Here is a 20,359-nt window from a genome sequence, read left to right on the forward strand (position 1 = left end):
TTCCACAACCTTAGTATAACTTCATATTAAATTTATAGATACCTTTACTATTGGGCTGTTTTACAGCAGAATTAAAAATAATGCTTGTAATACTATCTAAGATCTTTATGATAGATCATTACTAGTGCAACGATTTCAAAGACTTATTTTCGCCACCGTAAAACCAGATCATGATCACAGTAGATAATCTTGCCGTAGAATTTAGTGGAACGACTTTATTTAGTGATGTTTCCTTTGTAATCAATCCTACAGATAAAATAGCCTTGATGGGTAAAAATGGCGCAGGTAAATCTACGATGATGAAGATTATCGCAGGAGAACAAACGGCTACTCGTGGTTACGTGCGTGCTCCTAAAGATGTGGTGATCGCTTATTTGCCACAACATTTACGTACAGAAGACGATTGTACCGTTTTTGAAGAAGCATCCAAAGCCTTTAAGCAGGTCTTTTCTATGAAGGAAGAAATGGACCATCTGAACAACGAGCTTGCCGTAAGAAAAGACTATGAAAGCGATGCATATATGGCTATCATAGAGAAAGTGACAGATCTAGGAGAGAAATTCTACGCACTAGAAGAGGTTAATTATGACGCGGAGGTAGAAAAAGCACTCAAAGGATTGGGCTTTAGGCAAGAAGATTTTACCAGACAGACTACAGAGTTTAGCGGTGGCTGGCGCATGCGCATCGAGCTAGCTAAAATTTTACTGCAAAAACCAGATTTGATCTTACTCGACGAGCCTACCAACCATATCGATATAGAATCTGTGATATGGCTGGAAGATTTTTTAGTAAATAAAGCAAATGCGGTCATGGTTATTTCTCATGATAGGGCCTTTATTGATACCATTACAAATCGCACAGTAGAAGTAACTATGGGGCGTATTTTTGATTATAAAGCCACCTATTCCCATTACCTAGTATTGAGAGAAGAACGCAGAGCACATCAAGTAAAAGCGTATCAAGAACAGCAAAAAATGATTGCTGATAATAGAATATTTATAGAGCGTTTTAAGGGAACTTATTCTAAGACCAATCAAGTTTCTTCTCGAGAACGCATGTTAGAAAAACTTCAAATAATTGAAATAGATGAAGTGGATACTAGTGCGCTCAAATTGCGTTTTCCTCCATCTCCTCGTTCTGGAGATTATCCAGTGACTGTAAAGGATGTTTCTAAGTCTTATGAAAAACATGTAGTTTTTAAAGAGGCAAATATGTCCATCGCTAGAGGAGAGAAAGTTTCTTTTGTAGGGCGTAATGGAGAAGGTAAATCTACCATGATAAAAGCCATTCTTGGAGAAATTAATGTAGAGGGAACTTGCCAGCTAGGCCACAATATAAAGGTGGGTTATTTTGCACAAAATCAGGCTGATCTTTTAGATAAGAACCTCAGCATCTTCCAAACGGTAGACGAAGTGTCTGAAGGTGAGATACGTACTCAAATGAAAAATATTTTAGGGCGTTTTATGTTTAGTGGTGATGATCTGGAAAAGAAAGTAAATGTTCTTTCTGGTGGTGAGAAAACACGATTGGCCATGGTGAAGTTACTTCTAGAACCCGTTAATCTTTTGATCCTTGACGAGCCTACAAATCATTTAGATTTGAAATCAAAAGATGTGTTGAAAGAAGCTCTTTCTACTTATGATGGCACTTTGATTTTAGTTTCTCACGATCGGGATTTCCTTCAAGGACTTTCTGAAAAAGTATTTGAATTTAAAGAGCAACGGGTCATTGAACATTTTGAAACGATTGATGCATTCTTAGAAAGAAATAGAATTAAGAGTATAGCAGATATCAATTTGATGCAATAGTTAGGGTGGAATATGAATTATACCACAGCAAAATTATACCAAATAGGAATGTCTTAATATTCCCACTTGCGCAATTTATTAAGCTCCTCTTGAGCTTCCACTTCTTCTAAAGGAATCACCTTTAAGAACGAATGATGTTGTTCAATAGCATATTCCAGTTGTTCCACAATTTTTTCAACCGAGTCATTTTCATAATCGATATCTAAGGGTTCTTTGATGACCATAGACTGAAGAATGTTGCGTTTTTTAATGAGCAATCCTTTCTTATCAAAACTCCTGCGGAAACCATCTATTACTACAGGGACTACTATAGGCTTATACTGCTTTATAATGTGTGCAGTTCCTTTTCTAATGGGTTTGAATGGCTTTGTCGTTCCTTGAGGAAATGTAATGACCCAGCCGTCTTCTAAGGCAACACCAATGTTCTTGGAATCGTCTGGGTTTACCTCTCTATTTACTTCTTCTCCTTTTGCTCTCCAGGTTCTTTCTACAGATACCGCACCGGCATAAGAAAGAATTTTAGGAAGCAAACCACTTTGCATCGTTTCCTTTGCAGCTACGTAATAGATATTGAGTTTAGGGTTCCAGAGGTAGCCCACATTTTTTATATTATCATCACGTCCCTTTAAGGAGGCATTGAAAACATGAAACATGCTCACTACGTCTGCAAAATAAGTCTGGTGGTTAGAAACAAATAAGATCCCTGTGTCAGGGAGGTCTCTTATGATCTCGCTTCCTTCTATTTCCATCTCATTAAAACCTCGATAGCGGCGGTGAGATAATGCTCCAGCAATGCGTATAAGCCATTTTTTTAAGAATAAAATATGACCGAAAGGATTTTTTTTAAATAATCCCATGTATTTTTTTAATTTTAGAGGAACGGCAAATATAACTATAGCTTTTTAAACTACTAGCATCTAGGGTTGACCAGATGCAATGAAAAGATCTTTAATTTCTTGTAACATCATAGCCGTTGCACCCCAAACCATAGTTTCCCCAAAATAAAAGCAGGGCACGCTTACTTTTTTCATATAGCTAGTGGATAAAGTAGTTCTCTTTTCATTGCTATGGTCTAATAATTCAGTCAGCGCTATTTCTACTATAGATTTTACTTCGCTAGGTTGAGGAGTGAATTGTAATTCCGCTTTCGCGAAAGCGAGGTAAGGATAAACCATATAATTACTAGGAGGAATATAGATAGAAGTCAAGGGCATGATTAATTGCTGCTGCTGCATTAGAATTCCAATTTCTTCCTCCGTTTCCCGCAAGGCAGTGACGCTGTTGTCTGCATCTCTTTTTTCTTTCTTGCCTCCAGGAAAGGCAATCTGGCCGCTGTGTTTACCAGTGGATTGTGTGCGCTCGATCAATACGAAATGAGGGATGTTATTTTTAGGATAGATCAACATCATTACAGAGGCTTCCTTAGGAATGCGATTTTTTAAAGCAAGGCCTTGCATTTCATCAAGACGTTCTACAGCAGCCATTTTAAGCTGCGATTCTTTTCCTGGAAGTGGTAATTTCTTTAGCTTTGACAGCAGATTTAAAAAATCTTCAAATGAAGTCACTTTTTCTCGGTTTAATCTTAATAATGGTATCTCTCTCTTGTAAAGATACTCCACAAGTTCAAAAAAGCACCCATAAGAAAGTGCGAGATACGGTTAAACGACTAACAAATGAACAACGCATCCTTGAAAAAACTTATAAAAAACAGATTTCTGTATATGGAGATACGTTACTTGCTTATATCCCACAAGATAGCGTGAAGGTATTTTTCACTAGATACGCTAAAGAAAATCTAGAAACAAAAGTCCGCTTGTTGACCTCTTATGGAACTATAGAAATGGAATTATTTACAGAAACTCCTATATATAGGGCAAGCTTTGTTTACTTAGTGAAGAATAACTACTTTGATGGAACTTATATTTATAGAGTGGTTCAAGGTTTTATAATTCAGGCTGGTAATAGCGATGAGACCTTACCATCTTTAAAAAGAGCTAGCGCAGGGAATTATAAACTAGCACCACATTTCTTACCTGGCGTACAACATGAACGAGGCTCCTTGAGCAGCGCCAAACGATGGATCGATAATCCTCAAAATTGGCATGATCCTTTTGATTTTTTCATAACCCTCAGTAAATCGCCACATTTAGATAAGGAACATACCATCTTTGGTAAGGTAACAAAAGGAATGGAAATTGCGGATCAAATAGCAACGCTTCCAGCAGATGAAAGCGACTGGCCTAAAGAGGATATTTTTATAGAGATGGAGGTTTTTGAGTAGGGTCAATTCCTAGAAATTTACTTCAGCTAATTTTGAGGAGTATCTCTATAGTATGGCAATATGATACCTAAAGACGGTTTATTTAAGTTCCATGGTTGCAGCAGGCGTTACGTGCTTCTCGTGCCACAATATTCGCATCCAAGAAGTTTGAAAACAATTAAATAGCTAGGGAGACGGTTTCTCCTTATTGTTCCATGCAGCCAATTGATGATTATGAATTTAATAAAAATGAAACCTTTTTTATGTCTTCCTTTCCAAAATATCCTAGGAGTAAAGAAAGGGCAGATTTATTACTTGAGAAGTCTATAAAAATTTAAAATAATTTAAAGTCTTAGTTTCTATTTTTTTAGGGCTGCGGAACGAAATATTAAAAACATAACCGCTAATATAATTGGAGATTATGTTTTTAATATTATTTGTATTTTCCTACTTAATATCGATAAACAATAGCATTAATATTCATCCCTGCACCTACACTAGCAAACATTACTACGTCGCCTTTTTCTACTTTGTGTTGAGGCATTTTTCCATGTACAACGAGGTCCATAACTGTAGGAACTGTTGCTACAGAGCTGTTACCTAATTTATGAATGATCATGGGCATGATATCTTTAGGGACCGTCATATCGTAAAGTTTATAAAAACGATCTACGATAGCCTCATCCATCTTTTCATTTGCTTGATGAATAAAAATCTTTTTCAAATCTTTAATATCCACACCAGCTTGCTCCATGGCAGCTTTCATTCCCTCTGGCACCCTAGAAAGCGCAAAATTATAAATACGACGTCCATACATTTTTATGTACTTGGTCTTTTGTTCTAATTGTTTGTTGTAAGAAACCTCATTGTAAATAAAAAAAGCCTCTTCCACGGCATAAGTAGCAGTGGATTGACCTAATATTCCTTCTTCCGTATCACTTGGTTCTAAAATAACAGCTCCCGCACCATCAGAATAAATCATAGAGTCTCTATCGTGTGGATCAACGACTCTCGATAAAGCTTCGGCACCTATGACAAGTACTTTATTTGCTAGCCCAGATTTGATAAAAGAGTCTGCCTGAGTAACACCTAGAATCCATCCTGGACAACCGAAAAGCACATCATAGGCCACACAACTTGGGTTTTTAATGCCTAGTTTGTTTTTTACACGACTAGCGAGGCTAGGAACCATATCACTGGTGCCACCCTTTGATGGTACATCACCATAATTGTGAGCAACGATAATGTAATCGATCGTTTCAGGATCACAATCAGCATCTGTAATCGCTTTTTGTGCAGCAAGTGTTGCTATATCACTGGTAACAAGATTGTCACTCATATACCTGCGCTCTTCAATGCCAGTTATGGCACTGAATTTTTGGATAATAGTAGCGTTATCGCTGCCAAAGGAACTTCCATCATTATTTAGGAATTCATGATTGATGAATTCCTCATTTTTTTTAACAACATTTGGAAGATGACTTCCTACTCCAGTAATTTTCGCTCTCATTAAGGCTGTTTTCTATCTTACAACTAACAAAAAAAGTGATTTATATGATTTATTCCTAATTATTAACAGCTGAATATGTACAAGTTTTAATTTTGTTGAGAATCGTTTAAGAAAACTTAAGAAATGTTATCGATTATATAATGCAATGAATAGTAAAATGGCTTTTCATCAAATAGACTTGTTTTGAACTGATATTTTGGAAGTTCTTCTGCTTAATAAAATGCCGAGTAAATACCAATCTGAGATACTTATTTTCAGCAATCAAAACAGGAGATTAGAATTTATCAACTGCTTAAAAAATTGCTGGATGGGCTGCTATTTTAGAACTCGTTACCTTAGTTATCAGATTTAATTAGAGAAGCATGATCTATCCTAAACTGATAAACAGAAATAGAATCAAGAAAAAGTGGCGGCTTGACTTATAAATGCCAACTACTATATTCCGACTATAAAGAAATAAAAAAATAGGTAAAGGAGCTCTGCACTATTAAAGTCTTTATATAAATCGAAGTCCAAGCATAAAATGATATGCATCATGCGAGTAAGAAACATAAAAGCTAGAAAAGTTGCAAATAATAAAAATGATTGCCCATGTCTACGTTTGTGATTTACCTCTTGCTTACATAAGCTTTGCTTAACCATATGTATCATGAAACTGAATCCAAAAACTAGCAGTAGTTAATCCTATTAAAATCGAGTAAGAACTGCTGCTATGATAAGGAAGTAATCCATGAGCAATCCCAAGAACAGGATTCCATTCTACACGCGCCAATTTTGTACCGAGCCTAAAAAGTTCATTAAATACGAAGATGGAACATATACCAATATGAGTGCTGACGTAAAAACGTTTTGCCCCTATTTTTTGAATAGAAAATAGGGGTCTTAATTTATGAAAGCCTTTTGCACAGGCTTTGAAATAGTAGGAATGGTTAGGTGCTTTAAAAAGTAGGTGAGAGGGTCTTAATGTTACAGTTGTTTAATTTAAAATAGAGGCTAACAACAATTCCAGTAAAATCAAACCAGAGGTAAGAAAAAACAAATCAAAAACCTGTGATGTTTGATTTAGTTCAGGGTCTCTTAACGAGTAACGAAAGGATCTATTTCAGTGTCTGACTAGCAGCAAAATTTTTGCAATATGAATGATCCTCTTCGTTAAAATTGGTGCTCCAATCCCGATGCCATTTTTTAATTTTCCTCTTTCAATTGCATCATTTAAATGGAGCGATTTTTTTGACAAGGTATGAAATTACTAAGTTTCCAGTTCACGAAAAATGGTCGCCGAACTAGATTTAGCAAGGTAGTTCTGAAAAGGAATTTTGGATTACTTAAGGAAGTAACGAATGGAACAATTATTTTTTTTATAAAAAAAACCGAATTGACTTTTAGTCGATTCGGTTTTAAAATATAATAATAGATCTTCGAGAACCTCTGAATTATAGAATGGTTCAGGAGTATTGAGGCACTCGAATTGCGGTTCTGTTATTTAACTTTCCATATATTCTTCCATAGGGGCGCAAGTACACATTAAATTACGGTCTCCATAAGCATCGTCTGCACGGCGTACGGTAGGCCAGAATTTATTGTCAGATACAAAAGCTAGAGGATATGCCGCTTGACTTCTTGTGTATGGGAAATCCCATTCGTCTGCAGTAATCATTTGTAAGGTGTGCGGACTGTTCTTAAGAAGGTTGTTAGGTTCGTCTGCCGAAATTTCTTGAATCTCTTTTCTTATGGAAATCATGGCGTCACAGAAACGATCCATTTCTTCTTTAGATTCTGACTCTGTAGGCTCAATCATCATTGTTCCCGCTACTGGGAAAGATACAGTAGGAGAGTGGAAGCCATAATCCATCAAACGTTTTGCAATATCAACTACTTCAATACCGTGATCTTTAAATGGACGACAGTCAATAATCATTTCGTGAGCAGCACGACCTTTTTCGCCTACATATAAACAAGGATAACTACCTTCTAGACGCTCTTTGATATAGTTGGCATTCACAATAGCATACTCGGTAGAGCTTTTTAAACCTTCAGCGCCCAACATGCAGATGTAACCATAAGAAATCAAACAGGCTAGTGCACTACCGAAAGGTGCTGCACTAATAGGAGTGATCGCTTGCACACCACCAGTAGGTATGATGGGGTTAGTAGGTAAGAACGGAACCAGTTGTGGCGCCACACATATAGGTCCTACACCAGGTCCACCACCACCATGAGGGATGGCAAATGTTTTGTGTAAATTCAAGTGACAAACGTCTGCACCTATGTTTCCAGGATTTGTTAATCCTACTTGTGCATTCATATTAGCCCCATCCATGTATACTTGACCACCATTTTCATGGATGAGTCCTGTGATTTCTTGAATGGCACTTTCATAAACTCCATGAGTAGAGGGGTAAGTCACCATCAACGCACTTAAGTTATCTTTATATTTCTCTGCTTTTTCACGCAAATCTTTTACATCGATGTTTCCGTTTTCTAGCGCTTTAGTCACGACTACTTTCATTCCAGCCATTACGGCACTCGCTGGATTTGTTCCATGAGCACTTGAAGGAATCAAACAGATGTTTCTGTGTTCATCACCTCGTGATATATGATAAGCTCGGATGGTCATTAAACCTGCAAATTCTCCTTGCGCACCAGAATTAGGTTGCAGTGAAGTACCAGCAAAACCAGTTGCTTCGTTTAATTGCAATTCTAGTTTCTTCAACATTTCCTGATAACCTTCGGCTTGATCTAGTGGTGCAAATGGGTGAATGTTTCCCCATTGCGGATTGGATAGCGGCAACATTTCTGCAGCAGCGTTCAATTTCATGGTACAAGACCCCAACGCAATCATCGAGTGATTTAAAGCTAAATCTTTACGCTCTAATTTCTTGATGTAACGCATCAATTCGGTCTCAGAATGATACGAGTTAAATACTTCATAGGTCATGAATTCTGTTTGACGACCAGTTCCTAAATGTGTCTTCTCTAATAACTCTATGATAGGTGAGAAGTCTTTTTTGACCGCTTTCGCGAAAGCGGAAACAATATCATTCAAGTCTTGCAAAGAAGTAGTTTCGTTTAAAGAAACTTGAACTGTTTCGGCATTAGGATAATAGAAATTAATTTCTAATTTCAAGGCTTCTTTTTTAACCGCTGCCGCATCTACTTTGAAACTCAAGGTGTCAAAGAAGTTAGTATTGGTTTGGTAAATACCCAATTTTTCAACAGCGTCTGCAAGAGTAGCTGTTTGAGCGTGAAGTTTGTTTGCAATAAACTTCAAGCCACGTGGGCCGTGATATACTCCATACATACCGGCCATTACGGCAAGTAATACTTGTGCGGTACAAATATTTGAAGTCGCTTTATCTCTTTTTATATGTTGCTCACGCGTTTGTAATGCCATGCGTAAGGCACGTTTTCCGTCAGTGTCTTTAGTTACTCCTATGATACGTCCTGGAATTTGTCTTTTAAATTCTTCACGTGTTGCAAAGTAGGCTGCGTGTGGTCCACCATAACCTAATGGAATACCAAAACGTTGTGTTGTTCCTACTACTACATCTGCTCCCCAGTGTCCTGGAGCTTCTAGTAATGCCAGTGAAAGTATATCTGCAGCTACTGCTATACGTATATCATTTTCTTGGCAAGTTTTTGCGAAAGCGGAGTAGTCCACGATATTCCCACTCGCACCAGGATATTGTAATAATATGGCATAATAACCATCATTAATATCCATCTCTTTAGGGTTTCCTTCTACCAGCTCAATGCCTAGCGGAATCGCGCGAGTTTTCAAAAGCTCTTTTGTTTGTGGTAAGGCATCTTGATCGACAAAAAACTTTACTACATTTTCTTTCTTTTGAGCACGATCACGGACAGAGAAAAGTAAGGTCATAGCCTCAGCGGCTGCCGTAGATTCATCCAATAGTGATGCATTAGACAATTCCATTCCAGTAAGGTCTGATATCATCGTCTGGTAATTCAATAAAGCCTCTAGACGTCCTTGAGCAATTTCTGCCTGATAAGGTGTGTAGGCAGTATACCAGCCTGGATTTTCTAAAATATTTCTTTGGATAACAGCCGGTGTAATAGGGGCATGATAACCAAGGCCTATATAGGTTCTAAATTGTTTATTTTTACTGCCTAATTTATTAATGTGACTGAGGAATTCATACTCACTCATTGCTGGATCTAGTTGTAAATCCTGTTGAAGGCGTATGTTTTCTGGGACAGTTTCATAAACTAATTGCTCAATAGATTCAACACCTATTGTTTCAAGCATGGAAGCAAGGTCCTCCTCGCGTGGTCCGATATGTCTTAGGGCAAAACGATCTGTATTCATAGTACTTATGTGGTCTATATTTAAGATATTGAATTCTTGCTGAATTCTTCTCAAAAGTAGTCGTTTAAGATATCTTAACTAACAAGAGTTAGTCTTTAAATAATTGATTTTTTCAACCTTTATTAGTGGGTTATTAACTATGTGCTGTAAATTTGAATAATGAGGTTATTGAAAAGTATTTTAGACTTTTATATAAGGAGTAGTTTGCATGTGTCTGTTTGCTTTGTGGCACTTGCGATAGTTTATAATGAAAGTTATAGATTTTATGTTCCTTTGATATATTATGTGTTTTTATTTTGTTCGGCTCTAGCGGGTTATAACCTTATCAAATATGGTTTGATATGGGTAAAGAAACCTATTCAAACTACATGGGTTATTAAAGCAATGACCATTGTTGCAACAGGTATTGCTCTAGCTTGTACTTTAGACTTTAGCTTATACGCATGGTCTTTTCTTATCATCACCATACTTATTAATTGTGTCTACGTTTTGCCTATCTGGAAGGGGAAAGGATTGAGGTACAGTCCTTTTTTCAAACTGTTTTCAGTATCCATGGTTTGGGCGATATTAATAATTGCGATTCCACAATTTTTACATTACGATGCTTTTTCTACACCATTGATAATGAGTGAATTTAGTCTAAGTTTTGAATCAATTGCTCTTATTGAAATACACACATTAAAGATCTTTATTTTGGTTCTAGCCCTTTGTATTCCATTTGAAATAAGAGATTTAAAATATGATGAGGAAAGTTTGCATACGTTACCACAGGTTTTAGGTGTTAAATTATCGAAGAGAATAGGGCTTCTTCTATGCGCATTCTACTTGGCTGGCATTTTTTACGATTTAAATTTGGTGGAGCAATTCAACATAATTGAATCTGTAATGGTGTTAATTATTGGGTCATTCATCTGGTTTTCAGATAAATTTAAAACAGATTATTATGCGAGTTTCTTTGTGGAGGCAATACCAGTGTTGTGGTTGGTTTTGTATATAGCTTTGGAATAAATAGACAGGTCATACCTCTTTGAAGAATCATTTTCTGGAGTTATATAAAAGAAAATAGTTATTCAGGTGTGTCAAATAAACTATGGTATTAAATCCATGTCTATCTAGATGTTTCGATCAAATCTCATGGAATCGAAAGGCAAAATCCTTTTGATGGTTGTTTAAGCTACGCCTCGATCGACGATAACCTATGTTCTACTTCGATAATCCCAGTAAAAACCCCTTAGGAAAATGAAAGTATTATCATAGTTTTAAAATGATTCAATGGTCAAAAGAAGATATAAAAATGATATTTAGAATGAGGGCCTTTGTTTTTTTACAAGAAGCTACTTATTCATTAGACAATAGTTTCTATCCTTATGTGGTCTTATTTATTTGAATATATAATAACCTTAGGAAGTCCTTGTATGATTGACTATTGCAAATTGCTAGAGTTTTCTATTTCATCATTGCCTCTGAGAGGCATTTTCTAATTGATTTCTTTTGGGCAATAGTCAGAGACACCCATTTAAGTCCTTTAATCGCGCGCTGGAATCTTTCATTGTTTTTGTGAAAGGAACGACAGCTTATACAATGCCCTTTATGCAGCTTATGGCGAAAGGCTTCTTTAGGATTAAGGTCGCCATATTGACCGCGTGTACTCAGAATACTTGCTTGATCGCAATTAATGAAAAATCTACTCATCAGACTAATTGTTCTTGTGCCATTTTTTATTGAGACATTCCATAAGCTGTACTCGAGCTCTGTGAATGATTACCCAAAGATTGGACGCCGTGATATTATGTTCCTTACATATTGTTTCGGTTTCCAAGTTATCAATAGTTTTTTGAACAAATATAGTGGCATATCGTTCAGGTAAACAAGCAATGCACTCTTCAAGTGCCTGGCCTAGTTCCCGCTGCTCTATGACGTCTTCTACATTAGGATTTCGCAGGTCTGCTGCTTGCTCTTCCATCCAGTCGCCTTCTTGATCGCTGCTGGACAAGTAACTCATGCGTACTTCTGCTTTTCCTTTATTAGAGTTAATCTTACGGTAATGATCTATAATTTTACGTTTGAGAATAGAAATTAACCAGGTTCTTTCGGTAGAATTACCTTTAAAACGATGGGCACTTTTTAATCCAGCTAAAAAAGTTTCAGACACTAGATCTTGGGCGATAACTGCATCGTTCACCCTACTTATAGTAAAATTGAAAAGATAGTCGCCGTAGCGATCTACCCATTTTTCTGGTATTAATTTAACTTCAGGCAATTGGTTATTTATTTTTGTTTTTAATTCCTCTTTTTACGCGGAATCCTTTTTTTACTTTTCTTGATTCCGTTATTCTTATGGTACCAATTATTTCTAATTAAGCGCTGTGGCTCTTGTATAAGAATCTATAGTGGCAATCATTAGTGTTTATTAAACACCGTAAATAAAGTCGGTTTTTTTATCATTTGGTCGATCAAGATGCTACGCTACTAAACCTGCTCTTTTCAACAAAGCATCTATTTTGGGCTCGCTTCCGCGAAAGCGTGTATACAAAACCAGAGGATCTTCGGTGCCTCCTCTAGCTAGTACATTATCTTTAAATTTCTTTGCAGTATTTCTATCAAATATTCCGTTTTCTTGAAACAATTCAAAAGCGTCTGCATCCAATACTTCAGCCCATTTATAGCTGTAATATCCTGCACTGTAACCACCTTGAAAAATATGTGCAAAAGCAGTACTCATGCAACTGGTTTCCACATCTGGATATAAATCTGTATGGTCAAATGTTTTCTTCTCGTGTTCTTTTACATCTTTGATTTCCATAGGATCAATTCCATGCCAATTGATATCCATCATTCCAAAGCTGAGTTGTCTTAAAGTTTGCAGGCCTTCTTGAAAATTTGCTGCTGCTTTTATTTTCTCTATATATTCTAATGGGATAACTTCATTTGTTTGGTAATGCTTGGCAAAAATCTCTAAAGCTTCCTTTTCATAGCACCAGTTTTCCAGAACTTGGCTAGGTAATTCAACAAAATCCCAAGATACAGAGGTGCCAGAAAGGCTTCGGTATTTTGTATCTGCGAGCATGCCGTGAAGTGCATGACCGAATTCATGAAATAAAGTGGTTACCTCATTGAAGGTAAGTAGGGAAGGTTTTGTTGCCGTAGGTTTTGTAAAGTTGCAAACGTTAGAAACGTGAGGTCTTATATTATGTCCATCTTCATCATGCCATTGGTTTTTAAAAGAAGTCATCCAAGCACCATTTCTTTTTCCTTTGCGTGGAAAAAAATCTGCATAGAAAATAGAGTTTAAAGTATTGTCCTCGTGTTTTACAACGTAGGTGAGTACATCTGGATGGTATTTTTCTATTGTATTAGTTTCTTCAAAACTCAAACCGTATAATCGGCTTGCAATTTCAAAAACACCATTGATAACATTCTCTAACTTAAAATAAGGTCTTAACAATTCATCATCTAAACTAAAAAGACGTTGTTTTAATTTTTCCGAGTAATAAGCTGCGTCCCACTTTTGAAGTGAAGCAACTGGATTTTCATGAAAGTTTTGCGCAAATTCTTGTAGATCGTTAAAATCTTTTTGTGCTGCGGGTTTTGCTTTGTCAAGAATTTCCTGGGAGAATTCATTCACTTTTTCAGGAGTTTTTGCCATGCGTTCCTCCAGAACAAAATGTGCGTGAGTCTTGTACCCCAACAATTGAGCTCGTTCAAATCTTAACTGCGTAATTTTTATGACATTCTCTTGGTTATCGTATTCGTCTCTATATGCTTTTGCACCAAACGCCTTTGAAAGTTCTTCACGCAAAAGTCTATCGTCAACATAAGTCATGAAAGGAACGTAACTTGGATGGTCTAACGTGAATAAATATCCTTTTTTATGCTTTGCTTTTGAAGCTTCGGCAGCTGCTTCTTTTGCACTATCGGGCAATCCAGAAAGCCTAGAATCATCTTTTAAATGCATTTCATAAGCATTAGTAGCAGCTAGCACATTCTCCCCAAATGATAGTGATAACTTTGAAAGTTCACTATCAATTTCTCTGAGGCGTAATTTTTTAATTTCAGTTAGGTTTGCTCCGTTTCTAGAAAAGCGTTTGTATTGTTTTTCTAATAATGTTTTTTGCTCTTCCGTTAAGTCAAGCGCAGCTCTATTCTCATAAACCGATTTTACTCTTTTAAAAAGGCTCTCATTTAAGGTGATATCATTGCTGAATTCGCTTAACACAGGACTAACCTCACGAGCAATTCGTTGGATTTCGTCATTAGTTTCAGCGCTGTTTAGATTAAAGAAGATGCTAGAAATACGACCTAATAATTCTCCAGAATTATCTAGTTTTTCTATCGTATTGCTAAAAGAAGGAGCTGCTTTGTTTTGGGTAATGGAATCTATTTCCTGTGTTGCAAGTTGTATTGCCTGCTCGAAAGCTGATTCATAATGGCTTTCCTTAATTTGAGAAAAGGGTGCCGTATTATGAAGAGTGTTAAATTCCTGTAATAAAGGATTGTTTTCTACGATCATAGAAGGTAAAAGTAATGGTCATTAATTAAAAAGTTATATCAATTTTGTTAAACTTTTGATCAAGAATATGGAACAAATGTTTTAAATAAAGAAATACCCGCATCCAAAAAAAGCTACCATAAAGACACCGTGTATGATGCCTAAATAATTACGGTTTTTTTTAGTAAACTGTCTGTTGATCATTACCGCCATCAAAAAGTTAATAGCTCCAGCTGTTAGAAAATGCCATTTCTCTAAATGTCTTTGTGATAGTTCATAGCAAAACCAAACTAGGGTAATTGTTATAATCAGGAGAGAAGCATATCTATAAGCCTTAGACATCTTTACGCATTTGCGCAGCTGCCGTATCCACTTTTTCTTTAAGATTTTCTTTGTACTTTATGATTTTATTCCGTGTATCTTCTTGTGTTGCTCCTATAATTTGTGCAGCAAGAATTCCGGCATTTTTTGCGCCATTTAGAGCTACAGTGGCAACAGGAACACCACCAGGCATTTGTAAAATAGAAAGTATACTATCCCAACCGTCAATAGAATTACTCGATTTTATAGGAACTCCTATGACTGGAAGTGGTGATAAACTAGCCACCATTCCCGGTAAATGAGCAGCACCGCCAGCACCAGCAATAATAACGGCTATGCCTTTTTTATGTGCTGTTTTACCAAATTCAAACATTTTTTCTGGAGTGCGATGTGCACTTACCACGTCTACCAGGATTTCTACATCTAGTTCTCTAAGAACATCTATGGCGTCTTGCATCACAGGAAGATCGCTTGTAGAGCCCATGATAATTGCTACTGTTTTATTCATAAGGTAAATTTACAAATATTGAGTTTATTCTCTTAACTAATGGCTTTATTATTTGGATGCAAAGCACCAATTGTAAATTCACCAAGCTTTTATTTCTTCAAATATTTATTTTGATTTTTGATATGACTGTTAAAAAGTGTAATTATGATAAGGTTGGTTAAGAGTTAAAAAAAGAATAGTGCTAAAAGAGTTGCATGGTTCTTTGTTGTAATCGGAAATTTCTCACATTATATTTCTCTTATAGCTCAAAGGTACTATTTGAAATTTAATATAGCATTTCAAACGCATAAGGGGCTGAATCATAATGTTTCTCTCATACGAAATAATTAAAACAACACGTGGAATTCATACTGTAACAAAAAAGATGTGTACCTGAGATCTATGGGCTACCGTATCATTAGAATAGACGGAGACTCTTCTTAAAACGTGGGCGTACTAGAAATAATATTTATTTTAATCTTTGTAATATTCTATTTGATGGGTCTGTTTGTAAAACAGTTTCTTATTCAAGTATCCTAGTCCTTTCATACAATTACCTTATTTAGCGTATTTACATACAGACTCAGTTGGAAAAGTGCCGCGAGCAGATCGCCATCTTGTATTTCTTTCAGAAGCAAGCAGATCATTCTTGTACGGCACTCATCTGTCGTAAAATTGTTTTTTAAGGCGGTATTCTATATAAATCAACCTTTTATTATCGTCGTATTTCAACCTTATTGAGCTTATAACCTTTCTACTGTGTTCATTACATTCATTATAATAATAGATTAATTATGACCATTTAAATGTAGATCTTAAAAATGAGTTTTAGGTTTAGCGAATCATAAAAATGTTCCTATCGAGGTGTTGCTATCGTTTTTTTATTTTTATGAAATTTGAGTTTATAAGATTCGGCTTACTCATTGATCCTGACAGTTCAGGATTCCAATATTTATCCCATCCTAAACAGTTTTTATGAGTATACAAAAAATAAATCTACATAGGAGGTTAAAATTCTGTTTTCATCAAATTTGGATTCTTTCGTATGAATGGAAGTAGTTCCTAAATACTCCTATTTATTTATGGAACTAAGTTGTGTTACTCCATCCTATAACGCTCGATATTTTAGGAGTTGTATTCGATGGTTTTTATCTCCTGCATAAATTGTTTCTTTTGAATTACTTGTACCATTTCAGATAAATTATTATGTACTGATTCTGGATAATAATAAGCGCATATGTTGGTGGTTCTATCGGTATCGACAGCCCAATTAGTTCTTTTTTCAAGAGTTTTAAAGCCCTTCTTATCACATTTTAATTGGTGATATAGTTAGCCTTTCTATCTCTTTTGATATGTGGATATCTATATAATTCTGTAAAAAAAAAAGCTGCGACTTTTCACTTGACGTTTTAATTCAAAAAGTTCTAAAGTTCCCTAATTCGTATCTTGATAATACCCATAAGGAAGAATATTATTTTGTGGCTTTTGATCACAAGAAATCAAAACCAAAAGAATTAAAATAAGACTAGAGTATTTTGAACATGTAATGGAATTTATTAATTTCTCACCTAAACCTTTTAATTCGTGATTCTTGTTTCTTTTTACAATTATTTCATCACAGCCTTCACTTCTTGTGCAGTAACTAACTCACCACTGTTCCAAGTCTGGATAGTGTAATTCATAACATCTGCCACTTCTTGATCATCTATACCTAGAGGTAACATGACGTTATTGTACACTGCGCCATTAACTAGGATTTTACCTTTTAAACCATATTTAACGGCGTGAATGCTTTCTTTACGTTTGTTCATCAACCAGTCTGAGGGATTCAATGGAGGAAAAGCTCCTGGAACACCTTTACCATTAGGCATATGGCAGGTGACACAAAGCTCGCCATAAATTTCTTTACCCCGAGAAACACTTTGTTCCATTGGTGTTTTTGGCACCGCATTTGTCACATAATTATCAGTTGCTTCTTTCTTTTTGTCATTTCCACAACTGCTAAAAATAAAGGCTAAAGTCAGTATATATAGATATTTCATAGCTTTTAATTATTGAGGCTAAAAATACAAAGCAATCTTGAAATGAATTGTTTAATTGAGAATACTTTGACGTTTTTTAATGTTTTAGAAAACGCTGCTACCTTCTTAAAATGGTAGAAATTATTACTGATCATAGTTTGCGTTCCAGAAGCATCTTTATATATGTTGCTTAGACCTTTGAGGGTGAACAAACCAAGTCACCAATTTTACTGTATACATCTTTTCAGCCTTTATTAAGAAATCTAACTTTTTAAAGTTTAGGAAGGGTTTTTTGTGGTCGTAGTGCGGCCGAACTAGTACTGGGCCTGAGAGTTATAAAGATGCCCTGCGGCGTTCTTTTAAATGTCCACTTGAAATGTATTTTTATATCTAAAACATTTTATTAGCTCATAGCTCAAATACTAAAAAGCTAACGTTTTATGCTAAAAATCCCTTTTCCTTCCACAGCTATATAAATCAACCCGTCAGGACCCATTTTCACATTGCGCAAACGTCCTATTCCATCGACAAGTTTTTCTCTTTTTATGACCCTTTTATCTTTTATATAAAGCATTTCTAAGTATTGGAATTTTAAAGAGCCCACCAGATAGTTTCCATTCCAATCTCCATAAGCTGTAGTATCAATAATAGCAAAACCGCTAGGAGCGATGCTCGGCACCCAATAATAGAAAGGTTGTTCCATTCCTTCTTTGGCCGTACTCTCTGCAAACTCTCCACCACCATAATTCTCTCCGTAGCTGATAACTGGCCAGCCGTAATTACGACCAGGTTTGATGAAGTTGATCTCGTCGCCTCCTTGTGGACCGTGTTCGTGAGTAATTATTTCACCAGTTTTAGGGTGTGCCGTCATCCCTTGCGGGTTCCTGTTGCCATAGGTAAAAGCAGCTGTTTTGGCTCCAGCTACTCCGACAAACGGATTATCTGTGGGAACACGTCCATCGTCATGAATTCTGTAGATTTTACCACCATCTCGCTTCAAATCCTGCGGATTCACATCTCGTTCTCCACGTTCACCGATAGAAAAATATAAGTATCCTTCTTGATCCCATGCAAAGCGACTGCCAAAATGCTGTCCCTTCTTTGTGTTAGGGGCAGCCTTATAAAGAACTTTAAGATCAGTTAAATAGTCGTTTTTTAAAATGGCGTTGGCAATAGCCGTGTGTCCACCAGTACCTTCTCCTTCAGAGCTGGCGTAGGATATGTAGATGCTCTTATTTTCTTTAAAATTAGGATGTGCAGTCACATCGAGTAAACCACCCTGACCGCGAACATAAACCTCTGGGACCCCAGAAATTTGATAAGACTTCTTTCCATCAAACCTGTAGAGATCCCCTTCCTTTTCTGTGTAGATCAAATCGCCATTGGGCAGCCATGTCATTCCCCACGGATTTGTAAGATCTGTTACAATAGGATTTACGGTATAGTTTTTCTGATCTTCCTCTAAGGGGATATTTTGAAAAGAAGGAATACTTTGATTGCTTTTAAAAACGGTCTCTATGGATTCTTTAGATTCATTAAAGGCAATATCTTTTGTAGTTTTTGATTCTTTTTTACAACCTAGCGTAAAGACAAGTAAAAGTAAAATAGGAGTAAGGCATTTCATAATTCCTTTATTTGGTTTAAAAATAATTACTTGGAAGTTGTAAAACAATAATAAAATGATACATCCCTTAGCGTTAACTAAGGATGTATCTGTTCTTTGCTGCAGATATGCTGAACTGTTTTTTAAATCGGTAGGTAAGAAGGCTAATTCAAATGTGCTACAAATTCAATAAAAATAGTTTTTTCACCATAAGAAGAAAGTTTTACTGGCTTCCATATTTTTATCCGAAGGAATGTTTTCATCTGCAGATCGATTTCTAGAGAGAACAGGGAAATCTGAATCGAGGGCAAAAATTTTCACGGAGGTTTTCATACTATAAGTCTTCAGTCTTTATCTGTAACGACGTCTCGAATTCCAGGAATCTGAAAAAGTAGTAGCGTTGCTAGTTCTATTATTTGTGTTTTTATTTCCGTTTAAAAATCCTGTTGAACTTTTCATAATGTTTTTATTTTATGGTTCTACTTAACAGACGTTCCTATTTTAAAATTGTTACAATAAATTCATGAAATAATTAAAATATTTACTTAAAACATTATAAATCAAATATATAATAAACTAATAAAATTAGCAAAATAGTGTAAAAATCTATTATAATTAGCAATTAGTTATTTTAATTAGCAGTAATTTGTTGGTATCAAAAAATAAATATATCATAAAGCCTTGTTATTTTAACAAATATATAATCCTTAAGATCATCCCACCTTATTGCATATATAGGAACATTTCTTATTTTAAAATAACAGTATCGGCACCTATATTTCTGTTTTTTTTTCTTCTATACTAATTGGATGTAGCCTTTCTTGAATTTTTAAAAGTGTAATGTTGAGAACTAAAAAAATAAAGACTTAAAAACCCGATTAGCTATGCTTGGAGTATAAAATGCTAATAGCAAACTTTATATCGTTTGCATGACACAACATGTTGTTTTATAGTGGGTACCATGAACGTAAAGCAGCTTTAGACTCAAAATTTTATCCGCTTAATTTAGGGTATAGTTTGTGGCAATGGAGCTATATAAGTGCGGCTGCCTTTTATTCTTGTAATCAGATCATAATTAGATTGATCTTACAAAGCTATGCACTTTGAGTATATTGTTTGGAAGGTCTTTTATCTTTTCCTATTCGGTCAAAAAAACAGGGGATTTTCACATTCAGTTTACTAAATTTCAGCAGTGTCTATTAAATTTTGAGCCTGTAAAAAAACTAACTTGCCTACTTCCTGCTATATTTCTATAGCTATTGGATTTATACAGATGAATTGAAATGATACTTGTGTAGAAAAATGAAATAGATAGGGAAAACACCGCTAATTTTAATAGGTTCTGCTGGTGTACACAGGGATGAAATAACTCGATTTTTCAGAAAGGAAACAGTAATTTATTGGCTTCTAAATTTTCATTGAAAGGAAGGTTTTCATCAACAGATCGATTTCTGGAAAGAATTGGGAAATTGGAGTTCATGTCTAAATTTCGAATTAAGATTTTCATAGTGTAGCTTTTGAGTGTTGGTATTT

The 20,359-nt window shown here is 35.7% G+C and carries 13 protein-coding genes; 3 read left to right on the forward strand and 10 right to left on the reverse strand.

The features are described 5' to 3' along the window. Positions 1–170 precede the first annotated feature (170 nt). Entirely contained in the window at positions 171–1,808 is a 1,638-nt protein-coding gene (locus ACJAT0_RS05530; RefSeq protein WP_415180850.1) for an ABC-F family ATP-binding cassette domain-containing protein, read from the forward strand. A gap of 53 nt (positions 1,809–1,861) precedes the next feature. Here ACJAT0_RS05530 and ACJAT0_RS05535 read toward each other — a convergent pair whose 3' ends face one another. Both ACJAT0_RS05535 and ACJAT0_RS05540 read right to left on the reverse strand, forming a co-directional pair. Further along, on the reverse strand, positions 1,862–2,665 hold the full coding sequence (locus ACJAT0_RS05535; protein ID WP_415180851.1) for a lysophospholipid acyltransferase family protein: 804 nt from the start codon (positions 2,663–2,665) through the stop codon (positions 1,862–1,864). Positions 2,666–2,725: 60 nt separating this feature from the next. Further along, the gene (locus tag ACJAT0_RS05540) at positions 2,726–3,373 is read right to left on the reverse strand and encodes an NUDIX hydrolase (RefSeq protein WP_415180852.1); all 648 of its coding nucleotides are present in this window, start codon (positions 3,371–3,373) and stop codon (positions 2,726–2,728) included. Between ACJAT0_RS05540 and ACJAT0_RS05545 the strand changes: the two genes are divergently transcribed. Then, positions 3,364–4,089 (forward strand): peptidylprolyl isomerase, encoded by a 726-nt coding sequence (locus ACJAT0_RS05545; protein WP_415180853.1) that lies wholly within the window; start codon positions 3,364–3,366, stop codon positions 4,087–4,089. The two genes, ACJAT0_RS05540 and ACJAT0_RS05545, sit on opposite strands and share 10 nt — an antisense overlap. Before the next feature lie 430 nt (positions 4,090–4,519). Here ACJAT0_RS05545 and ACJAT0_RS05550 read toward each other — a convergent pair whose 3' ends face one another. Both ACJAT0_RS05550 and gcvP read right to left on the reverse strand, forming a co-directional pair. Continuing rightward, a complete protein-coding gene (locus ACJAT0_RS05550) occupies positions 4,520–5,578 on the reverse strand; it encodes a 3-oxoacyl-ACP synthase III family protein (protein WP_374003786.1) in 1,059 nt (352 codons plus the stop codon). A gap of 1,483 nt (positions 5,579–7,061) precedes the next feature. Then, complete coding sequence (gene gcvP, locus ACJAT0_RS05555) at positions 7,062–9,905, reverse strand: aminomethyl-transferring glycine dehydrogenase (protein ID WP_415180859.1); 2,844 nt, start codon at positions 9,903–9,905, stop codon at positions 7,062–7,064. Positions 9,906–10,073: 168 nt separating this feature from the next. Between gcvP and ACJAT0_RS05560 the strand changes: the two genes are divergently transcribed. Then, positions 10,074–10,913, forward strand: a complete 840-nt coding sequence (locus ACJAT0_RS05560) for a hypothetical protein (RefSeq protein WP_415180854.1) — start codon at positions 10,074–10,076, stop codon at positions 10,911–10,913. A 688-nt stretch (positions 10,914–11,601) separates the two neighbouring features. Here ACJAT0_RS05560 and ACJAT0_RS05565 read toward each other — a convergent pair. The 6 genes from ACJAT0_RS05565 to ACJAT0_RS05590 all read right to left on the reverse strand — a co-directional run bounded on the left by ACJAT0_RS05565 (position 11,602) and on the right by ACJAT0_RS05590 (position 18,847). Beyond that, a complete protein-coding gene (locus ACJAT0_RS05565; protein WP_374003832.1) occupies positions 11,602–12,165 on the reverse strand; it encodes a sigma-70 family RNA polymerase sigma factor in 564 nt (187 codons plus the stop codon). 201 nt (positions 12,166–12,366) lie between these two features. After that, entirely contained in the window at positions 12,367–14,415 is a 2,049-nt protein-coding gene (locus ACJAT0_RS05570; protein ID WP_415180855.1) for a M3 family metallopeptidase, read from the reverse strand. An 81-nt stretch (positions 14,416–14,496) separates the two neighbouring features. Continuing rightward, positions 14,497–14,736, reverse strand: a complete 240-nt coding sequence (locus ACJAT0_RS05575) for a hypothetical protein (RefSeq protein ID WP_415180856.1) — start codon at positions 14,734–14,736, stop codon at positions 14,497–14,499. Then, positions 14,729–15,223, reverse strand: a complete 495-nt coding sequence (purE, locus tag ACJAT0_RS05580; RefSeq protein ID WP_415180857.1) for a 5-(carboxyamino)imidazole ribonucleotide mutase — start codon at positions 15,221–15,223, stop codon at positions 14,729–14,731. The genes ACJAT0_RS05575 and purE overlap by 8 nt, the downstream gene beginning before the upstream one ends. Positions 15,224–16,809: 1,586 nt before the next feature. Then, positions 16,810–17,244 carry a c-type cytochrome gene (locus ACJAT0_RS05585; protein ID WP_374003829.1) on the reverse strand — a complete coding sequence of 145 codons (435 nt, stop codon included), beginning with the start codon at positions 17,242–17,244 and terminating at the stop codon, positions 16,810–16,812. Positions 17,245–17,653: 409 nt separating this feature from the next. Then, on the reverse strand, positions 17,654–18,847 hold the full coding sequence (locus tag ACJAT0_RS05590; protein ID WP_415180858.1) for a PQQ-dependent sugar dehydrogenase: 1,194 nt from the start codon (positions 18,845–18,847) through the stop codon (positions 17,654–17,656). Positions 18,848–20,359: the final 1,512 nt, after the last annotated feature.

It is taken from the genome of Nonlabens sp. (assembly GCF_047636915.1).
Classification (GTDB): domain Bacteria; phylum Bacteroidota; class Bacteroidia; order Flavobacteriales; family Flavobacteriaceae; genus Nonlabens.

What these genes read in the sequence shown, in the direction of transcription:
- ACJAT0_RS05530 (WP_415180850.1), top strand. Translation starts at nt 171, where the DNA reads ATGATCACAGTAGATAATCTTGCCGTAGAATTTAGTGGAACGACTTTA.
- ACJAT0_RS05535 (WP_415180851.1), bottom strand. Translation starts at nt 2,665, where the DNA reads ATGGGATTATTTAAAAAAAATCCTTTCGGTCATATTTTATTCTTAAAA.
- ACJAT0_RS05545 (WP_415180853.1), top strand. Translation starts at nt 3,364, where the DNA reads ATGAAGTCACTTTTTCTCGGTTTAATCTTAATAATGGTATCTCTCTCT.
- ACJAT0_RS05550 (WP_374003786.1), bottom strand. Translation starts at nt 5,578, where the DNA reads ATGAGAGCGAAAATTACTGGAGTAGGAAGTCATCTTCCAAATGTTGTT.
- gcvP (WP_415180859.1), bottom strand. Translation starts at nt 9,905, where the DNA reads ATGAATACAGATCGTTTTGCCCTAAGACATATCGGACCACGCGAGGAG.
- ACJAT0_RS05570 (WP_415180855.1), bottom strand. Translation starts at nt 14,415, where the DNA reads ATGATCGTAGAAAACAATCCTTTATTACAGGAATTTAACACTCTTCAT.
- ACJAT0_RS05575 (WP_415180856.1), bottom strand. Translation starts at nt 14,736, where the DNA reads ATGTCTAAGGCTTATAGATATGCTTCTCTCCTGATTATAACAATTACC.
- purE (WP_415180857.1), bottom strand. Translation starts at nt 15,223, where the DNA reads ATGAATAAAACAGTAGCAATTATCATGGGCTCTACAAGCGATCTTCCT.
- ACJAT0_RS05585 (WP_374003829.1), bottom strand. Translation starts at nt 17,244, where the DNA reads ATGAAATATCTATATATACTGACTTTAGCCTTTATTTTTAGCAGTTGT.
- ACJAT0_RS05590 (WP_415180858.1), bottom strand. Translation starts at nt 18,847, where the DNA reads ATGAAATGCCTTACTCCTATTTTACTTTTACTTGTCTTTACGCTAGGT.